Genomic DNA, 19,381 nt, shown 5'->3' with positions numbered 1-19,381 from the left:
AGGGGGCAAACATCCCCTCGCCCCTTTAGGAAAAGGGTTAATGTGAGGGCGCAAACTATTCCCTCGCCCCTTTGGGGAGAGGGTTAGGGTGAGGGGCTAAGTGAATTACTTCAGCGTCCCCACCAGCGCCTTCCGGCTGTCTTCCAGCGACACCACGCGCTTACACACGTCTTTGCCGAACTGCTGGAAATCGGCTTCCTGATTCTTCCACTCGTTCTGAATCGAGGTTTGCAGTCCGCCCAGACTACCCAGTACACCCTGCAAAGGATTACCGCCACCCTTCAGCACCGCTTTGGCGCCCATCTCGTTGATGCTGTCCTGGAGAATGCCGCCCATCGCCTGGTTCACCAGCTGCTGACCGTCGGCACGCACCTGATCGATCGCCTTATAATGGAACGTCAGGCCATCAGAGCGCGTCTCGATAATACGGTTCATCTGCTCTTTCAGCTGCTTATCCAGCTTCGTCAGGCGGGTGCGCATATTGCTGCTCTCCCCCACCTCTTTGGTGATGATTTTATCCAGCGCCACGCGGCTCTTTTCAACGCGGGTCAGCGCGCCATCGTTGATCCAGGGCAGCGCGGTACGCAACTCGGCCTGGTAGTCCATCGCCTGCTCGCGCTGTGCGGCCGTCAGGTTTTGCGGTTTGCCGTTAAAGGTCACGTTGCCATCCGGCGTAATCACCAGATTGCCATTCTCGCCCTTAACCTGCACGGTTTGCGGACTCAGCACCACGTCATCACGCGGGGTGACGCTACATTTATACTCCGCATGGGCGGTGGATCCGATTGCCAGTAAAGCAACAGCCAGCAACGTTTTGCGCATCTTAAACACTCCCTCAGACAAAATGGGCCAGCTAATGCTGGCCCCGTTCTTGCTTTATTAGTCCCACCAAACGTCGAAAAGTTCGCTAACGCGGACATCTTCCAGTTTGTGGTCTTCAAGCCATTTGCGTACCAGCGCCTGATGCTCTTCGGTGCATTTCCCCACTTCCTGGGTGCAAATCAGACCTTCCCACGCCAGATAGCCGCTACCGTCGAAGGCCAGCTTGTTTGGCTCGATCACCTCGTTGATGAACGCATCAACGTCCTGATCGATCTGCTCAACGCTGGTGCCTTCCGGGAAACGCCAGGCAACGGAGAAACCCACTTCCTGGAATTCTTCGATGTGCATCTTTTTACGCAGACGACGGCTACGATTCTTTGCCATTATTTCACCCTCTCGAACATTAAGTCCCATACGCCGTGACCAAGACGATGGCCACGCTGTTCAAATTTTGTCACCGGACGTGAATCCGGACGCGGTACGTAGTCGTTGCTCTCGGACTGGTTTTTATACCCCTCCAGGGACGACATCACTTCCAGCATATGTTCCGCATAAGGTTCCCAGTCGGTTGCCATGTGGAAAACGCCGCCCAGCTTGAGCTTACTTTTCACCAGCTCGGCAAACGGTGCCTGAACGATACGGCGTTTATTATGACGCGCTTTGTGCCATGGGTCAGGGAAAAAGAGCTGAACCATGTTCAAAGAATTGTCAGGAATCATTTTGTGCAGCACTTCCACCGCGTCGTGACACATCACGCGCAGGTTCTCAACGCCCTCTTCGTGGGCCGTTGCCAGGCACGCGCCGACGCCCGGCGAATGTACTTCAATACCGAGGAAGTTCTGCTCCGGGCGCGCTTTCGCCATAGTGACCAGCGAGGTGCCCATACCAAAGCCGATCTCCAGGGTCACTGGCGCGTCGCGGCCAAACAGGTCGGTGAAGTCGAGCGGTTGCTCGCTGAACTCAACGCCCTTCACCGGCCAGTAGTTGTCCAGCGCGTGTTGCTGCCCTTTTGTCAGGCGCCCCTGACGGCGGACAAAGCTGCGAATACGGCGCAGCGGGCGACCGTTTTCATCAAATTCCGGTGAAATGACGTCGTTTTTCATAAAAGAGTTGTCTGCTTGTGAGAATGTTCGGGAAACGGGCATTATCCAAAGTTAAGGCTTCTATGCAAGCATGGGAAAGATCCGGTTTACAGCAGATTGACGCTGTGCTGCAATCTGCGTCCCTGATTAAGCGAATCGATGACCATGCAAGCCTCTCAATTTTCAGCCCAGGTGCTGGACTGGTACGACAAATACGGGCGTAAAACCCTGCCCTGGCAAATTGAAAAAACGCCGTACAAAGTATGGCTCTCCGAGGTGATGTTGCAACAAACGCAGGTCGCGACGGTCATTCCTTATTTCGAGCGTTTTATGGCGCGCTTCCCGACAGTTACCGATCTGGCGAACGCCCCGTTGGACGAGGTGCTGCACCTGTGGACCGGGCTTGGCTATTACGCCCGCGCGCGCAACCTGCACAAGGCCGCACAGCAGGTCGCGACGCGCCACAACGGTAAATTCCCGGAAACCTTCGACGAGGTGGCGGATTTGCCCGGCGTCGGGCGTTCGACCGCAGGCGCAATCCTCTCCCTCTCTTTAGGCAAACATTTCCCTATTCTCGACGGCAACGTCAAGCGCGTGCTCGCACGCTGCTACGCCGTAGATGGCTGGCCGGGTAAGAAAGATGTTGAGAAACGCCTGTGGGAGATCAGTGAAGCGGTCACTCCGGCGAAAGGGGTGGAGCGTTTTAACCAGGCGATGATGGATCTGGGCGCGATGGTCTGTACCCGTTCAAAACCGAAGTGCGAACTCTGCCCGGTAAACAACCTCTGCGTGGCCTATGCGAACCACACCTGGGCGCAGTATCCGGGGAAAAAACCGAAGCAGACGCTGCCTGAACGCACCGGGTACATGCTGCTGATGCAGCATGGCGACGAGGTGTTTCTCGCTCAGCGCCCGCCGAGTGGCCTGTGGGGTGGTCTATACTGCTTCCCACAGTTTGAGGATGAAGCCTCGCTTCGGGCATGGCTTGAACAGCGCGGCATTGCGGCCGAAACCCTGACGCAACTCAACGCGTTCCGTCATACCTTCAGCCATTTCCATCTGGACATTGTGCCGATGTGGCTTCCCGTGTCCTCATTCACGTCGTGCATGGATGAAGGCACCGCTCTCTGGTATAACTTAGCGCAACCGCCATCAGTCGGGCTGGCGGCTCCCGTGGAGCGCCTGTTACAGCAATTACGTGTCGGTGCAATGGTTTAGCATCGGCAAGACAAAGAGGAATGAGTATGGCCAGAACCATTTTTTGTACTTTCCTACAGCGCGACGCTGAAGGCCAGGATTTCCAGCTCTACCCGGGCGACCTGGGTAAGCGCATTTACAACGAGATCTCCAAAGAAGCCTGGGGACAGTGGCAGAAAAAACAGACCATGCTGATCAACGAGAAAAAGCTCAGCATGATGAACCCGGAACACCGCAAACTGCTGGAGCAGGAGATGGTGAACTTCCTGTTCGAGGGTAAAGACGTCCACATCGAAGGCTATACGCCACCGGAAAAATAATAACGCGCAGCTGCTGCCCGGCTGCGCTGCGCTTGCACGGGCCTACGGTTTTGTAGGTCGGGTAAGCGCAGCGCCACCCGGCAACAGCAACCCCAAAGCAAACACAACACGCACTCCCGGAATGATGAAAAAACTTTTAGCGCTAGCCCTTGTTGCGCCGTTGCTTGTGTCTTGTTCTTCCAAAAAAGGCGATGAATACAACGAAGCCTGGGTCAAGGACACCAACGGTTTTGACATTTTGATGGGGCAGTTTGCCCACAACATCGAGAACATATGGGGATTTAACGAAGTTCTTATTGCCGGACCGAAGGACTACGTTAAGTATACCGACGCCTATCAGACCCGTAGCCACATCAACTTTGATGACGGTACGATTACGGTTGAAACCATCGCGGGGACTGAACCTGCGGCGCATTTACGTCAGGCCATCATTAAAACCCTGCTGATGGGCGACGATCCGGGGTCTATCGACCTCTACTCTGATGCCGATGACATCACCATCTCCAAAGAGCCGTTCCTGTATGGCCAGGTCGTTGACCAGACCGGTCAGCCGATCCGCTGGGAAGGCCGCGCCACGAAATTTGCCGACTATCTGCTGCAAACGCGCCTGAAAAGCCGTACCAACGGCCTGAAAGTGATCTACAGCGTCACCATCAACCTGGTGCCGAACCACCTCGACAAGCGTGCGCATAAGTATCTGGGCATGGTGCGTCAGGCGTCGCGTAAGTATGGCGTGGATGAGTCGCTGATCCTGGCGATTATGCAGACCGAGTCCTCGTTCAACCCCTACGCGGTAAGCCGTTCCGACGCGCTGGGGCTGATGCAGGTTGTGCAGCACAGCGCCGGTAAAGACGTGTTCCGCGCGCAGGGGAAATCCGGCACGCCGAGCCGCAGCTACCTGTTTGACCCGCAGAGCAACATTGATACCGGCACGGCCTATCTGGCGATGCTGAACAATGTCTATCTCGGCGGGATTGATAACCCAACCTCACGTCGCTATGCGGTGATCACCGCCTACAACGGCGGGGCGGGCAGCGTGCTGCGCGTCTTCTCGAATGACAAAGTGCAGGCCGCAAACATCATCAACAGCATGGCGCCGGGGGATGTGTACGCTACCCTCACCACCCGCCACCCGTCTGCGGAATCCCGCCGCTATCTGTATAAGGTGAATACGGCGCAGAAGAACTATCGTCGCCGCTAAAAACCAACACCACCCCTCACCCTGCCCTCTCCCCAAAGGGGAGAGGGTGTTCAAGTTCCCTCTCCCCTTTGGGGAGAGGGTTAGGGTGAGGGGGCATCAGGCCGCACTCACTCCACCCCACCCATACGAAAATGCTATTTGCATCACAATCCAGACTGCAAATTAATGTGGATTGCATTTTTTTGCGGGAGGTAACAAAACATAACGTTGCCAACTGATAGAATTGCATCAAATAACAACCCTGAATGTTCCTATAACAACATATCTCCCGCTCACTTGTGAGGAAAGTAACATGAACCTTAAGCTGCAGCTTAAAATCTTGTCGTTTCTGCAGTTCTGCCTGTGGGGTAGCTGGCTGACTACACTCGGCTCCTATATGTTTGTGACGCTCAAGTTCGATGGTGCGTCGATCGGTGCCGTTTACAGCTCGCTGGGCATTGCGGCTGTTTTCATGCCAACGCTGCTCGGTATCGTGGCGGATAAATGGTTAAGTGCGAAATGGCTATACATGCTTTGCCATCTGGTGGGTGCGGGGACGCTGTTTATGGCGGCCGAAGTGACCACGCCGGGGGCGATGTTTATGGTGATCCTGCTTAACTCGCTGGCGTATATGCCAACGCTTGGCCTGATCAACACCATCTCCTACTACCGCCTGAAATCTGCCGGACTGGATATCGTCACCGACTTCCCGCCTATCCGTATCTGGGGCACCATCGGTTTTATCATGGCGATGTGGGGCGTGAGCTTCGCGGGCTTTGAACTGAGCCATATGCAGCTCTACATCGGTGCGGCGCTCTCCGTGGTGCTGGCACTGTTTACCCTGACGCTGCCGCATATTCCGGTATCTAACCAGCAGAAAAACCAGAGCTGGAGCACCATGCTTGGCCTGGACGCCTTCGCACTGTTCAAAAACAAGCGCATGGCGATCTTCTTTATCTTCTCCATGCTGCTGGGCGCGGAACTGCAAATCACCAACATGTTCGGTAATACCTTCCTGCACAGCTTCGATAACGATCCGCTGTTTGCCGGGAGCTTTATCGTCGAACACGCGTCGGTGATGATGTCCATCTCGCAGATCTCCGAGACGCTGTTCATCCTGACCATCCCGTTCTTCCTGAGCCGCTACGGTATCAAGAACGTCATGCTGATCAGTATCGCCGCCTGGATGTTGCGCTTCGGTCTGTTCGCCTATGGCGACCCAAGCGCGTTCGGCACCGTGCTGCTGGTTCTGTCGATGATTGTTTACGGCTGTGCCTTCGACTTCTTCAACATCTCCGGCTCGGTGTTTGTGGAAAAAGAGGTGAAGCCTGAAATCCGCGCCAGTGCGCAGGGCATGTTCCTGATGATGACCAACGGCTTCGGTTGTATTCTGGGCGGCGTGGTAAGCGGTAAAGTGGTTGAGATGTACACCACCAACGGCATTACAGACTGGCAGCCGGTGTGGCTGATCTTCGCCGGGTACTCGCTGGTGCTGTTCTTCGCGTTCATCGCGCTGTTCAAGTACAAGCATGTTCGCGTGCCGAATGGTGCGCAGCCGATCGCGCATTGATTGTTGTGCCCGGTGGCGCTGCGCTTACCGGGCCTACAAAACCAGACCGTAGGCCGGGTAAGGCGTAGCCGCCACCCGGCTATTTTATAGCAGACAGCACCCACCCCACCGACAGCAAATCCGCGCTGCCGCCCGGACTCAGGTTTCGTTCAATCAGTGCCTTATCCATCTTAAGCAACGCCTCGCGATCCCAGCCGTTAGCCAGCAGTTCCCGCGCGTAGCCCTGAACATAGCGCAGCCCCTGAATGCCGCCGCGTGACACGAGATTACTGTCCTGATTGACCGCCATCAGGCGCAACAGCAGGTCGTGAAGCAACTGTCCGTTCCACTGCCCCAGCGCCTTACGCACCGTCGCAAAGCCGCTCTCCGCCTCGCCTCGCGCCCCGGTTAAGCCGTAATGCTGAAACTGCCGCTCCCCCGCCGTTGCCTGCCCGCTGCGCCCGGCCAGCTCCCGCGCCACCAGCCCGCGACAGATGTTACTTACCTCACAACAGAGGCTATCCGCAGAGATATTTTTCACACGACCGGCGGCGAAGCAGAGCAAACCAAGAGCAAAAATACCGCCCTTGTGGGTATTTACCCCGCCCGTGGCGGCGTACATTGCCTGCTCGCAGGCCATTCCCATTGGGCGGAGAATCCGCAACTGCCGATCGGCAGGTTTGGCCGCATGTGCTTCACCCAGTTCCGCAAACCGGGCAAACCACGGCGTAATCGCCATAATGCTGCGGACAAACAAGGCATGGTCCATATCCCGATGCGAGCCGTTATTGAGCCTGTCCACCAGCCCCGGCTTGGGCGTCAGCTCCAGCTCCTGCCACAGCGCCGCTTCGGCAAGCGCAGGCACGTCAACCGGGCGCGGTTTAGTCGCGAGCAAACCAGTCATCGATCATCTTCTCCACGCGGGAAACCACCTGCTCAACGGGATGGTGGCGCGAACGGGAACACGCGTGGGCGGGCTCGTCGCAAATCAGACAGCGTCTGAGGTGTGAACCCAGCGACTGACGGCCCACGAGGCCGTTTTCAGGGCAGATCACGTCCAGATCCCACAGTCTGCCGAGCGGGTGCGTCTGCTCCAGTTCTGCACAGTGCGCTTTGATTTCCGCCGCCGGATGCGCGACGCACCACAATGCTTCAGGTCCGGTGGGTAGCCAGAGCACCAGGCGGTCCAGCACCTGCCAGCGGTTTTCCCACAGCAGCTGGTCGCACATCTGTAACGCCACCCCCATGGTGTTGCGGTAGCGCAGGCTGTCTTTGATTTCCCCGGGCGTGACCAGCGTGAGGGAGATCACCGGTTGTTGATAGTGCGTAAGCCAGTCAGCCTGGCGGGCTGCGCGGCGCTCTTTCGCCGCCAGCAGTTCCTCCAGGCTGACACCCGCCCGCACGGGTGTCGCAAAAGTCATACTTCCTCCTTCACCTGTCGCACAGTGTCGATCACGCTGCCGTCGCGGTAGCGGATCACCCCGACGATTTTGTCGGTGAACTCAATCGGTTTCGGTACGCCTGTCAACGAAATCGCTCGCTCATACAGCGCGTTGATATCTACAACCTTCATCCCTGCTTCCATGAGTCGTTCGCGGATCTCCGGGCGCGCCGGGTTGACCGCAATACCGTGGTCGGTGACCAGCACGTCAATGCTCTCCCCCGGCGTGAGGCGAGTGGTAACGCGCTTCACGACGGTCGGGATGCGGCTTCGCAGCAGCGGCGCGACCACAATGGTCAGGTTGGCTGCCGCCGCCACGTCGCAGTGTCCGCCGGATGCGCCACGCATCACGCCATCGGAGCCGGTGATGACATTGACGTTAAAGTCGACGTCGATTTCCAGGGCGCTGAGGATCACCACGTCGAGCTGGTCGCAGCTTGCCGCCTTGCTGCCGGGGTTGGCGTAGACGTTGGTGGAGATCTCCACGTGGTTCGGGTTGCGCGCCAGCGAGGCCGCTGCCTGGCCGTCAAAGCACTGGGTGTCGAGCAGCTTTTCGATGAGCCCCTTCTCGTGCAGATCCACCAGGCTGCCGGTGATGCCGCCGAGCGCAAAGCGCGCCTTCACGCCGCTGCGCTCCATCTTCTCTTCCATAAAGCGAGTGCAGGCCGTGGCCGCCGCGCCGGAGCCGGTCTGCATCGAGAAGCCCGGTTTGAAGTAGCCGGAGTGTTCAATCACGTCCGCCGCATAGCGGGCGATCATCAGCTCGCGCGGGTTGCTGGTGACGCGCGCTGCGCCGACGCTGATTTTCGCCGGGTCGCCCACGCTCTCCACCTGCACGATGTAGTCCACCTGATCCTGCACCAGGCTGGCGGGCATATTGGGGAACGGCACCAGCGCTTCGGTCAGCAGCACCACCTTACGGGCAAACTGCGCGTCCACCATCGCGTAGCCCAGCGAGCCGCAGCACGATTTGCCGTGCGTGCCGTTGGCGTTGCCAAACTCATCGCTGCACGGCACGCCGAGAAACGCCACGTCGATGTTCAGTTCGCCGTCCTGGAGTAGCTTCACGCGCCCGCCGTGGGAGTGAATTTGTACCGGCTCGTCCATCAGCCCGTGAGAGATGGCATCCGCCAGCCTGCCGCGCATGCCGGAGGTGTAAATCCGGGTGATGACGCCGCTTTCGATATGCTCGATCAGCGCGTCGTTGCAGGTCATCAGCGAGCTGGAAGCCAGGGTCAGATTTTTGAGGCCCATCCGCGCCAGCAGCGCCACGACGGTGTTGATCACCCGGTCGCCTTCGCGAAAGGCGTGGTGGAAGGAGATGGTCATCCCGTCCTGCAAGCCGCAGCGCTTAACCGCCTCTTCAATAGAGGCGCAGAGCTTGCGGCTGTGCTTCGCCTCGCTGTCCGCCAGCCACGGCGTCGCGCTGTGGGCGGTATCAAAGGGTTTCAGATCCCGCAGATGGGGGAAATTCATATGGAGAAGTTCTGTCTGATTCATTATGTCATCCTTACCGACGCACGCCGGAGGCCGCCGCGCGCTCCAGCACCACCTGCGCGTGGTTAATAATCGGTGCATCCACCATTTTGCCGTTGAGCGACACCACGCCCAGGCCGTTACGCTCGCCCTCTTCTGCCGCCTCAATCACCCGTTTCGCGTGTTCCACTTCTTCCCGTGTCGGGGCGTAGGCGTTGTGCAGCAGGTCTATCTGGCGCGGGTTAATCAGCGATTTGCCGTTAAAGCCCATCTTGCGGATCAGATCGACTTCGCGCAGGAACCCGGCTTCATCGTTAACGTCTGACCACACCACGTCGAAGGCGTCGATGCCTGCCGCGCGGGCGGCGTGCAGCACGGCGCAGCGGGCGTAGAACAGCTCGGTGCCGTCGCCGCGCTCGGTCTGCATGTCCATCACGTAGTCAAAGGCGGCCAGCGCAATGCCGATGAGGCGCGGAGAGCTGCGGGCAATCGCCACGGCGTTGATGACGCCAATGGCCGATTCAATCGCCGCCATCACGCGGGTGGAACCCACCTCGCGGCCGCACGCCTGCTCGATACGCTCGAGGTGGCCTTCCAGCTCGTAAATATCGTCCGGGGTGTCGGTTTTCGGCAGGCGTATCACGTCCACGCCCGCGCGCACGGCGGCTTCCAGATCCAGCAGGCCAAACGGCGTGCTCAGCGGGTTAATGCGCACCACGGTTTCGATATCCTGATACATCGGGTGCTGCAACGCGTGGAACACCAGCATGCGTGCGGTGTCTTTCTCGCGCAGGGCCACGGCGTCCTCAAGGTCAAACATGATGGAGTCGGGACGGTAGATAAAGGCGGTAGAGAGCATGGCGGCATTGGCGCCTGGCAGGAACAGCATACTGCGGCGGAGTTTGCTCATTTCAGCGCCTCCCAGTTGATGGCCTGTTCATCGGCGGCACGCATCAGCGCGCTTTGCAGGCGGGCACGAATAACACAGTCCAGCGCCCCTTTGTCTTCAATAATGATTAATCCCTGGTGCACGTTCATGGCGCGCAATGTGTCGTTGACCACCTGGCGAATCTGCTCGCCAAACTGCTTAATCACTTCGCTGTGGATGACGATCTCCAGCTCACCGTGAGCGGGGGCGATTTTCACCATCAGGTCGCTGGACTCCTGCGTTCCGGCCAGCGCCTCCCTTACAATTTTCATGATAAATTCCTGGTAGTTAAGCGACTTCGGCACTCGCACGGTAATGCGTTTCGAGGTGCGCGAAGGTGGAGTCCGGGACAATCTCCCGGATCCGGGAAAACTGCTGTGTCTTCAGTAAGCGGCGCACTTCGGACGCCGATATGGCGTTACCGGTGGCCTTGATGCGCGGCATTTCAACCACCTCGATATGCGAGGCCAGCAGGTCGTGCAGCGTCTGGTTGTACTGGCGGGTGATATCGCAGAACGGCTCCGAGCCGATGAAGCGGTGCGTGATGCCCAGCGCCGGGGCGATGAAGTCCCGGAAGATCAGCACGTCGATCTCGCTCCACGCCTGCTGCACTTTGCCGGTCTCCTTCAGGAAGTAGGCCGGAAACGTGGCGCGGGAGATGATGTACTGCGAGCCTTCATGCACCACCACGTTCGGCAGATGCGCCACGCCCGCGCGCACCATCTCAAGGCGCGCGCTGAACGGGAAGAACGAGGCGTCTTCACGCACCACAAACAGATGCAGGGCATCGCACTGCGCCGCCGCCTGCTCCACCAGATGACGGTGGCCGAGGGTGAATGGGTTGGCGTTCATCACAATGGCACCAATTTTTTCCCCGCCCCTTCGCATCCGGCTTAAGGTACGGCAGTAGCGCGCGATCCCCTGCGGGGTGTTCTCCATTAGCACCGCGTTGTTCCCGCTCTGGGCAATCGGCCAGAAACCGCTGCGGCCAAAGCGCTCCTTATTGCACGGACGGGTGCAGAGGAAGAGGTGAAAATGGCCGCGCTCCAGCGCCGCATTTTCCACCTCTGCCAGCAGACGCGCGCTGAGGTTTTCCCCACGAAGCTGCTCGTTGACCGCCACGCATTTGATGACGTTGGCAGCCAGCCCGGCGCAACCCACCAGCTGCGCGCCGGACCAGGCTTCGACAAACAGCGTGATGTCGTTGTCCAGGCCAAGGCCGCTGTCTGCCAGCAGGTAGCGGATCTGGCTTAAGCGTTCCGGGTGTTTCGCCACCAGCGTGTGGCGAAAATCGATGGGTTGCGATTGCATGCTGCCGCCTTACTTAATGTGCTGCCGCAAGCCCGACGGCTGGCGCTTCCACGATCACGTTGCTGAGATGACCGATATGCTCGATCTCCACCTCAATGCGATCCCCCTCTTTCATAAACAGCGGCGGGTTACGCTTTTTACCCACCCCACCTGGGGATCCGGTGATGATCACATCGCCAGGACTTAAGCGGGTGAAGGTGCTGATGTACTCGATCAGCTCCGCCACCTTGTGGATCATGCTGCTGGTGTTGTCTTCCTGCACCATGCGGCCGTTCAGCCAGGTGCGGATTGCCAGTTGGTGCGGATCGGGGATCTCATCCGCCGTCGCCATCCACGGGCCGAACGCCCCGGTCTGCCGCCAGTTTTTCCCGGCGGTGAACCAGGTGTGCTGCCAGTCGCGGGCGGAGCCGTCCATGTAGCAGCTGTAGCCCGCCACGTGGCGAAGGGCGTCGTCGCGGCTGATGTTCTCCCCGCCTTTGCCGATGATCACCGCCAGCTCGCCTTCGTAGTCGAATTCGCTGGAGTGGCGCGGCTTCAGCACCGGCTCGTTGTGGCCGGTCTGTGAGTCCGGGAAGCGGACAAACAGCGTCGGGGCCGGGTTGTGCTGGTCAAACTCCTTGCGCTTGTCGGCATAGTTCATGCCCACGCAGAGGATTTTTTCCGGCTGGACAATCACCGGTAAGAAGGTGATGGCGTTCAGCGGCACGTCCACCGCGTCGTTCAGGAATCGGGTGGCCTGCGCCAGCCCGTTCCCCTGCAACAGCGCTTTAAGGTCGCCATAGCGGTCGCCGAGGCGGCGGCCTAAATCAATCACGCCGTCGGCCTGAACGATGCCGTAGCTGCGTTTTCCCTGGTATAAAAAGCTTGCGAGTTTCATTGTTCTTTCCTGAAAACTTAAACGAGGAAGTTGCCCAGAATCAGCAGAGAGATGGAGACGTTAATCGCCCCGCCGATACGGGTAGCAATCTGGGCGAACGGCATCAGGCTCATGCGGTTGCCTGCGGTCAGGATCGCCACGTCACCAGTACCGCCCTGGCCGCTCTGGCAGCAGGAGACGATGGCGACATCAATCGGGTGCATGCCAATCTTTTTGCCGACGAAGAACCCGGTTGCCACCAGCGCGGAGACGGTGCTGATAATCACCAGCAGGTTGGTCAGCGTGAAGGCGGCCACCAGTTCATGCCATGGGGTGATGGCTACGCCAACGGCAAAGAGAATCGGGTAGGTCACAGAGGTCTGGAAGAATTTGTACACCACCTGAGAGCCCTCCAGCAGACTCGGAGAGGCACCGTTGCAGAGCTTCACCAGCACCGCCATAAACAGCATGCCCACCGGCGCTGGCAGACCAATCAGCTTGTGACCGAGCATGCCCAGCATGTACAGCAGCACCGCCAGCAGCGCGCCGGAGGCGATGGTCGTCACGTCCGCTTTGCCGGAGAACGCAGGCTGAGAGACGGTGGCATCGGCATTGGCGCGATTCGGCATCAGCTGGCCTTCACCGGTCAGGTGCGGGTAGCGTTTCCCGAGCTGGTTGAGGCAACCGGAGATAATGATCGCCGTCAGGCCGCCGAGCATCACCATCGGCAGTACGCGGCCGAGCGCCACGCCCTGATCCATATGCAACAGGGTGGCATAGCCGATGGAAAGCGGGATTGCCCCTTCCCCGACGCCGCCCGCCATGATCGGCAGAATGATAAAGAAGAAGATCTGGAACGGCTCGAGGCCCAGCGCCAGCCCAACACCCATGCCGACAATCATGCCGACGATTTCACCGCACAGCATCGGGAAGAAGATGCGCAGGAAGCCCTGGATCAGCACGGTGCGGTTCATACTCATGATGCTGCCGACGATAATGCAGCAAATATAGAGATAAAGAATGTTGGTGGATTTATAGAACTTAGTGGTGGATTCCACTACTACATCCGGCAGCAGGCCGTAATAGACCAGCGCGGAAGGGATAAAGGTGGCGCAAATTGCCGCCGCGCCGAGCTTGCCGACAATCGGCAGGCGTTTGCCGAACTCACCGCAGGCAAAGCCGAAGAAGGCCAGCGTGGCCACCATGACCACAATGTCGCTCGGTAGTTTTCCGCCCAGGCAATCAATCGCAATCAGCGCGCCCGCCAGAACGAACAGCGGCAGAGGTATAATGCCGATTTTCCAGGTATCCATAATATGCCACCAGCGCTCTTTGAGCGATGGCCGCTGAATATCAATCGGGTCGTGGGTAACAGAGAATGAATCGTCAGTTGTGCTCATAATAAGCCCCTTAGTTATTTTGTGCGTTCAGCTTAGAGTCACAAAGGCTTACTTTATGTGAGGGATGGCATATTAAAAGCGAAGTTTTAATGGACACTATGGTTTTAATGGTTTCTTTTATTTAATGTGATTTATGCCTTATTTATTGCCGTGGTTTTTATGGTTTCTTTTCTTAACTGAACAAAGAAATAACATTTATTCATTTAACCTTAAGAGGATGAGACTTTCGGAAAAATCTTTTACAGGCTGCGCTGTGCAAGGGATCACAAGTTTTCGGCAAAGCGGGCATCCTGGCCTTAAAAGATGATATATTCAGCCGACCTGTTGATATCTCGCGTGATAGTTATGAAAGTATCGTTTCAGATCAAGCTGTTTATTTCGCTGGTCGCCTTTTTCTCAGTGCTGTTCGCATTACTGGGCGGATATTATTATGTCGATGTCGGCAGGCAGCTTTATCAGGAAATGAGCGCGCGCGCAAAAATACAGGCTGAAGAAATTGCGCTTATTCCAACCCTGCGAAAAGAAGTCGAACAAAAGGATATCCAGGGCATCCATGACTTTATGCAGAAAATAGCCGCCCGCAGCGACGCCAGTTTTATTGTGATTGGTGACAATAAGGGGCTGCATCTTTTCCACTCCGTGTTTGCCGACCGGGTAGGCAAAACGCTGGTTGGCGGAGATAACGACGAGGTATTACACGGCAAAAGTACCATCACCATCCGCAAGGGCGGGTTAGGCATTTCACTGCGCAGCAAAGCGCCCATTTTTAATGATGCCGGGCAGGTGGTGGGGATTGTTTCGGTAGGCTATCTCACAAGCTATCTGGACACCATCACCGTCAGCAAGGTGGTTAATATCCTGATTGCCGCCGTGCTGCTGCTTATCGCCCTGTTTATTTTCTCCTGGTTCTTCACCCGCAGCATCAAGAAGCAGATATTCTCTCTGGAGCCGCGCGAAATCGGCCTGCTGGTGCGCCAGCAAAAGGCGATGATGGAATCCATTTATGAAGGGGTGATTGCCATCGATGACGATCTCCGCATTGAGGTGATCAACCAGGCGGCGCGTAAATTATTAGGCTTACGCCAGCCCGCCCGCGAACTGCGGGGTCAACTCATCAGCCAGGTGATCGCGCCCGTCCCGTTCTTCAACGCGCAAACCATGCTTGCGAAAGACACCCACGATGAGATCTGTCGCTTTAACGATCTCACGGTCATTGCCAGCAGGGTGCGGATAATGCTGGAAGATGCATTGCAGGGCTGGGTGATCACCTTTCGCGATCGCAACGAGATCGACTCGCTCAGCGCCCAGCTCAGCCAGGTGAAGCGCTACGTTGATAACCTGCGCATCATGCGCCATGAACAGCTGAACCGCATGACTACGCTGTCCGGCCTGCTGCATATGGGCCGTTATGACGAGGCAATTCGCTACATACAGGCGCAGTCGGAACACGCTCAGGAGCTGCTGGACTTTATCTCGTCCCGCTTTAGCTCTCCGACGCTGTGTGGTTTGCTGCTTGGAAAGGCCGCCCGCGCGCGTGAAAAAGGCGTTGAGCTGAGTTTCGATCCGGCCTGCCGGGTGGATAAACCGTTCCTGCCGCTGCTCGAATCGGAACTTATCTCGATCATCGGGAACTTGCTGGATAACGCCATTGAAGCGACCCAGCGTGCACCGCTCCCGCATGCCCCGGTGGACGTGCTGATAAAGCTGAACGAGCAGGAACTGATTATTGAAGTCGCCGACCAGGGCGTCGGCATCACACCGGAGATCCGCGACCGGATCTTTGAGCGCGGCATCACCACCAAAACGCGCGGCGATCATGGTATTGGCCTGTATCTGATTGAAAGCTATGTCACACAGGCTGGCGGTGCAATTGAAGTTGCCGATAACACCCCACGCGGTGCCATTTTCTCACTGTTTATTCCCGCCACGGGAACGGCCCGGCACCCCGTACAGGAACTGGAAGATACCGACTATGCAACATGAACTTATCGACGTACTGATTGTTGAAGACGAGAACGAACTGGCGCAACTGCACGCGGAGCTTATCGGTAAACATCCGCGTCTGAGGCTGGTGGGGATTGCCGCGTCGCTGGCCGACGCGCAGGTACAACTGGAGAGCAAACAGCCGAAGCTGATGCTGCTGGATAACTACCTGCCGGACGGCAAAGGCATCACCCTTATCAGCAACCCGATGCTCACCCGCGCCAACTGCTCGGTGATTTTCATCACCGCCGCCAGCGATATGGACACCTGTAGCCAGGCCATTCGTAACGGCGCGTTCGACTATATCCTTAAGCCGGTCTCCTGGAAGCGGCTCAGCCAGTCGCTGGAGCGTTTTGTGCAGTTTGCCGAACAGCAGCGCGTCTGGAAGATTGTCGACCAGCAGAACGTGGATTCACTCTATCAGTTACAGGCGAAAAACTATCGTCTGGACAACGGCAGCAAAGGGATAGAGGAGAACACGCTGGCGCGGGTGCAAATGCTGTTTAACAACAAGGCGGCGCACTGTTTTACGGTGGATGAGGTGGTGAGCGAGACGGGCCTGAGTAAAACCACCACCCGGCGCTATCTGGAACACTGCGTGGAGGTGGGTTTTCTGACGGTGGAGATGCTGTACGGTAAGATTGGACATCCGAGAAGGATGTACAGGCGTAGTGCGACTTAACTCCCCTCACCCCGGCCCTCTCCCCAAAGGGGCGAGGGTGAAAAGACGGCTCCGTGCAATCCCCTCTCCCCTTTGGGGGGAGGGTTAGGGTGAGGGTCCCTACTTTAATACGTACCCATACAGCCGCTTAATCCCGTCCGCATCCTTCTCGCTGTAAACGCCCTGCAACTCTGGGGAGAAACCCGGCAGCATATTAATGCCCTCTTCCAGTGCCAGGAAGTAGCGCTGTACTGCTCCACCCCAGACTTCCCCCGGCACCACGCACAGCACGCCCGGCGGGTATGGCAGCGCACCTTCGGCGGCAATGCGTCCTTCGGCGTCACGAATACGCACCAGTTCGACGTTCCCGCGAATGTACTCCTGGTTGGCATCCTGGGGGTTCATCACCACGGCAGGCAGGCTCTCCTGACGGAACATCGCCTTCTGTAAATCCTTCACGTTAAAGCTGACGTAGAGATCGTGCATCTCCTGGCATAGCTGACGGATCGTATAGTCGCGGTAACGCACCGGGTATTTCTGATAGATGGTCGGAAGCACATCCGCGAGCGGTGTGTCGTCTTCAATATGCTGTTCAAACTGCCCCAGCATCGCCACCAGCTGCATCAGCTTCTCCGCGCTCTCGGCTGGCGTCAGCAGGAACAGGATGGAGTTGAGATCGCACTTCTCCGGCACAATGCCGTTCTCGCGCAGGTAGTGGGCGAGAATGGTCGCCGGAATGCCGAAATCGGTATAGTGCCCTGTTTCAGCATCAATGCCCGGCGTGGTCAGCAGCAGCTTGCACGGATCGACGAAATACTGCTCGCGGGCATAGCCTTCAAAACCGTGCCATTTTGCACCCGGTTCAAAACTAAAGAAGCGACGTTCGCTGGCGATGGCCTGCGTGGGGTGATCCTGCCATGGCCGCCCCGCCACCACCGGTGGGATAAACGGTTTGATCATATGGCAGTTAGCGATGATGGCCTTGCGCGCTTCAATGCCCAACTCGACACACTCCGCCCACAGCCTGCGTCCGCTTTCGCCCTCGTGGATCTTGGCGTTCACGTCCAGCGCCGCAAACAGCGGGTAAAACGGGCTGGTGGAGGCATGCAGCATGAACGCGTTGTTCAGCCGCTTGTGCGGGCAGAAGCGCGACTGACCGCGAATATGGTTATCCTTTTTATGGATCTGCGACGTTTGTGAGAACCCGGCCTGCTGCTTGTGGACCGACTGGGTCACGAAAATTCCCGGATCGTTCTCGTTCAGTTCCAGCAGAAGCGGAGACGTTTCCGCCATCATCGGGATAAATTGCTCGTAGCCGACCCAGGCGGAGTCAAAGAGGATGTAGTCGCAAAGGTGCCCGATCTTGTCGATCACCTGACGGGCGTTGTAGATCGTGCCATCGTAGGTGCCGAGCTGAATGATCGCCAGACGGAACGGGCGCGCCTCGGCGGCTTTCTGCGGCGCGACGTCACGGATCAGTTCCCGCAGCCAGGCCTCATCAAAGCAGTGCTCATCAATCCCGCCGATAAAACCAAACGGATTACGGGCTGCCTCAAGATAGACAGGCGTTGCCCCGGCCTGGATCAGCGCCCCATGATGGTTGGACTTGTGGTTGTTACGATCGAACAGCACCAGATCGCCACGAGTCAGCAGCGCATTGGTCACCACTTTATTGGCCGCCGACGTGCCGTTCAGCACGAAGTAGGTTTTATCCGCGTTGAACACTTTCGCCGCGAACTTTTGCGCGTGCTTGGCAGAACCTTCGTGGATCAGCAAATCACCGAGCTTCACGTCGGCATTGCACATATCGGCACGAAACACGTTTTCACCGAAGAAGTCGTAAAACTGCCGCCCCGCCGGGTGTTTTTTGAAAAAGGCGCCGTGCTGGTGACCCGGACAGGCAAAGGTGCTGTTTCCCATCGCCACATACTGGCTCAGGGTGTCAAAAAAGGGTGGCAGCAGGTTCTCTTCATACCGGCAGGCGGCAGATTCCAGTTCCAGCAATTCCTGTGCTTTACCCGAGATGATCGCCGTGACACCCTCTGGCACCTCTCCTGGCTCTGTTGAGAACATAAATACCGGTAGCTGAAAGCCCGTACGCTTCAGCAACGCGAGAATGCCGCTGTAGCTTTCAACAACCGTAATGACGACTGCCGCCACATCGGTGAAATCAGTGTTATCCAGCATAACCTTTTCGCGATGCGTAGAAACTTTGGATACCAGCTCGCGGCTGACGGCAATTTTCATGGTTTTCATAGGCGCAAATACCCTCACCGAGCGGTGAGACAGGAAGGAGAAAATTCGCGCAATCATGTCACCTTTTATTTTCAGGTGCAAGAAGGAATCAGTATGCGTTACGCCTCCCAAAGCTAAGCGTAATCAGGGACGAACGTGCCATAATGATGCAATGCCAGTGCTTAAATAACAGGAGTTAAACGTGGTAATTGGACCCTTTATCAATGCGGGAGCCGTATTGCTGGGCGGTGTACTTGGGGCAGTATTAAGCCAGCGGTTGCCGGAGCGTATTCGCGTCTCCATGCCCTCCATTTTTGGCCTGGCGTCGTTAGGGATTGGTATCCTTTTAGTGGTGAAATGCGCCAACCTGCCGGTGATGGTACTGGCGACGCTGCTCGGCGCGCTGATCGGCGAATTTTGCTATCTGGAAAAGGGCATCAATCACGCGGTAGGCAAAGCCAAAAATCTGATTGCCCGACCGGGCAAGGCGAAGCACGGCACGCACGAGTCGTTTATTCAAAACTACGTTGCGATCATTATTCTGTTCTGCGCCAGCGGCACGGGGATATTCGGTTCGATGCAGGAAGGGATGACCGGCGATCCCAGCATATTGATTGCGAAAGCGTTTCTGGATTTCTTTACTGCCACCATCTTTGCCACCACCCTCGGCATCGCCGTCGCCGCGATTTGCGTGCCGATGTTGCTTATTCAACTGGCGCTGGCCACCTGCGCCACGCTGATCCTGCCGCTGACAACACCAGCGATGATGGCAGACTTTACCGCCGTCGGCGGCCTGTTGCTGCTGGCGACAGGGCTGCGAATCTGTGGCATTAAGATGTTTGCAGTGGTGAACATGCTCCCTGCCCTCCTGCTCGCGATGCCGCTATCCGCGCTCTGGACGCACTTTTTCGCTTAAGTTTGCGACGAAATGGTGAGAGAG

19 protein-coding genes are annotated in these 19,381 nt (G+C 57.4%); 7 read left to right on the top strand and 12 right to left on the bottom strand.

Translation table 11 applies throughout. The features are described from left to right. Positions 1-105: 105 nt before the first annotated feature. Genes ACOTX4_RS01495 through trmB form a run of 3 tightly spaced genes read right to left on the bottom strand, consistent with a single transcriptional unit; the run spans position 106 to position 1,925 of the window. On the bottom strand, positions 106-822 hold the full coding sequence (locus ACOTX4_RS01495) for a DUF2884 domain-containing protein (protein ID WP_003862419.1): 717 nt from the start codon (positions 820-822) through the stop codon (positions 106-108). Between the two features lie 57 nt (positions 823-879). After that, entirely contained in the window at positions 880-1,206 is a 327-nt protein-coding gene (locus ACOTX4_RS01490) for a YggL family protein (RefSeq protein ID WP_003862421.1), read from the bottom strand. After that, complete coding sequence (trmB, locus tag ACOTX4_RS01485; RefSeq protein WP_063937882.1) at positions 1,206-1,925, bottom strand: tRNA (guanosine(46)-N7)-methyltransferase TrmB; 720 nt, start codon at positions 1,923-1,925, stop codon at positions 1,206-1,208. The genes ACOTX4_RS01490 and trmB overlap by 1 nt, the downstream gene beginning before the upstream one ends. Positions 1,926-2,069: 144 nt before the next feature. Between trmB and mutY the strand changes: the two genes are divergently transcribed. From mutY to ACOTX4_RS01465, 4 genes are all read left to right on the top strand, one after another. Beyond that, positions 2,070-3,122: an A/G-specific adenine glycosylase gene (gene mutY, locus ACOTX4_RS01480; RefSeq protein WP_168714450.1), complete on the top strand. Its 1,053-nt coding sequence runs from the start codon at positions 2,070-2,072 to the stop codon at positions 3,120-3,122. A gap of 26 nt (positions 3,123-3,148) precedes the next feature. Next, positions 3,149-3,421 carry an oxidative damage protection protein gene (locus ACOTX4_RS01475; RefSeq protein ID WP_003862425.1) on the top strand — a complete coding sequence of 91 codons (273 nt, stop codon included), beginning with the start codon at positions 3,149-3,151 and terminating at the stop codon, positions 3,419-3,421. 124 nt (positions 3,422-3,545) lie between these two features. Then, positions 3,546-4,622, top strand: coding sequence for a membrane-bound lytic murein transglycosylase MltC (mltC, locus tag ACOTX4_RS01470; RefSeq protein WP_003862427.1), 1,077 nt, complete (start codon positions 3,546-3,548; stop codon positions 4,620-4,622). A 292-nt stretch (positions 4,623-4,914) separates the two neighbouring features. Further along, positions 4,915-6,171, top strand: coding sequence for a nucleoside permease (locus ACOTX4_RS01465; RefSeq protein ID WP_063869248.1), 1,257 nt, complete (start codon positions 4,915-4,917; stop codon positions 6,169-6,171). A gap of 79 nt (positions 6,172-6,250) precedes the next feature. Here the strand turns inward: ACOTX4_RS01465 and citG are convergent, their stop codons facing one another. From citG to ACOTX4_RS01425, 8 genes are read right to left on the bottom strand one after another with little or no spacing between them, the layout of a single operon-like run. Beyond that, positions 6,251-7,054, bottom strand: coding sequence for a triphosphoribosyl-dephospho-CoA synthase CitG (citG, locus tag ACOTX4_RS01460; protein ID WP_032610106.1), 804 nt, complete (start codon positions 7,052-7,054; stop codon positions 6,251-6,253). Beyond that, complete coding sequence (citX, locus tag ACOTX4_RS01455) at positions 7,032-7,571, bottom strand: citrate lyase holo-[acyl-carrier protein] synthase (RefSeq protein ID WP_047053917.1); 540 nt, start codon at positions 7,569-7,571, stop codon at positions 7,032-7,034. The genes citG and citX overlap by 23 nt, the downstream gene beginning before the upstream one ends. Further along, complete coding sequence (gene citF, locus ACOTX4_RS01450) at positions 7,568-9,091, bottom strand: citrate lyase subunit alpha (RefSeq protein WP_047654200.1); 1,524 nt, start codon at positions 9,089-9,091, stop codon at positions 7,568-7,570. Before citF ends, citX begins: the two co-directional genes overlap by 4 nt. Positions 9,092-9,101: 10 nt before the next feature. Next, the gene (gene citE, locus ACOTX4_RS01445) at positions 9,102-9,977 is read right to left on the bottom strand and encodes a citrate (pro-3S)-lyase subunit beta (RefSeq protein WP_003862436.1); all 876 of its coding nucleotides are present in this window, start codon (positions 9,975-9,977) and stop codon (positions 9,102-9,104) included. After that, on the bottom strand, positions 9,974-10,267 hold the full coding sequence (gene citD / locus ACOTX4_RS01440; protein ID WP_003862439.1) for a citrate lyase acyl carrier protein: 294 nt from the start codon (positions 10,265-10,267) through the stop codon (positions 9,974-9,976). Before citD ends, citE begins: the two co-directional genes overlap by 4 nt. A 16-nt stretch (positions 10,268-10,283) precedes the next feature. After that, positions 10,284-11,306, bottom strand: coding sequence for a [citrate (pro-3S)-lyase] ligase (citC, locus tag ACOTX4_RS01435; protein WP_045337263.1), 1,023 nt, complete (start codon positions 11,304-11,306; stop codon positions 10,284-10,286). A gap of 13 nt (positions 11,307-11,319) precedes the next feature. Continuing rightward, positions 11,320-12,183, bottom strand: a complete 864-nt coding sequence (locus ACOTX4_RS01430; protein WP_023314832.1) for a fumarylacetoacetate hydrolase family protein — start codon at positions 12,181-12,183, stop codon at positions 11,320-11,322. Positions 12,184-12,200: 17 nt separating this feature from the next. Beyond that, a complete protein-coding gene (locus ACOTX4_RS01425) occupies positions 12,201-13,562 on the bottom strand; it encodes a 2-hydroxycarboxylate transporter family protein (protein ID WP_045332874.1) in 1,362 nt (453 codons plus the stop codon). Between the two features lie 345 nt (positions 13,563-13,907). On the opposite strand from ACOTX4_RS01425, the gene ACOTX4_RS01420 reads away from it, so the two are divergent. Then, the gene (locus ACOTX4_RS01420) at positions 13,908-15,545 is read left to right on the top strand and encodes an ATP-binding protein (protein ID WP_003862446.1); all 1,638 of its coding nucleotides are present in this window, start codon (positions 13,908-13,910) and stop codon (positions 15,543-15,545) included. Continuing rightward, positions 15,535-16,227, top strand: coding sequence for a response regulator (locus ACOTX4_RS01415; protein ID WP_003862448.1), 693 nt, complete (start codon positions 15,535-15,537; stop codon positions 16,225-16,227). The genes ACOTX4_RS01420 and ACOTX4_RS01415 overlap by 11 nt, the downstream gene beginning before the upstream one ends. A gap of 99 nt (positions 16,228-16,326) precedes the next feature. Here ACOTX4_RS01415 and ACOTX4_RS01410 read toward each other — a convergent pair whose 3' ends face one another. Then, positions 16,327-18,462, bottom strand: a complete 2,136-nt coding sequence (locus ACOTX4_RS01410) for an ornithine decarboxylase (protein WP_003862450.1) — start codon at positions 18,460-18,462, stop codon at positions 16,327-16,329. 181 nt (positions 18,463-18,643) lie between these two features. On the opposite strand from ACOTX4_RS01410, the gene ACOTX4_RS01405 reads away from it, so the two are divergent. Then, the gene (locus ACOTX4_RS01405) at positions 18,644-19,357 is read left to right on the top strand and encodes a DUF554 domain-containing protein (protein ID WP_003862452.1); all 714 of its coding nucleotides are present in this window, start codon (positions 18,644-18,646) and stop codon (positions 19,355-19,357) included. Positions 19,358-19,381 lie beyond the last annotated feature (24 nt).

This window comes from Enterobacter cloacae complex sp. IR5459 (genome assembly GCF_049238005.1).
GTDB classification, from domain to species: Bacteria; Pseudomonadota; Gammaproteobacteria; order Enterobacterales; family Enterobacteriaceae; genus Enterobacter; species Enterobacter hormaechei_C.
This window is presented reverse-complemented; position numbering and strand designations above follow the sequence as displayed.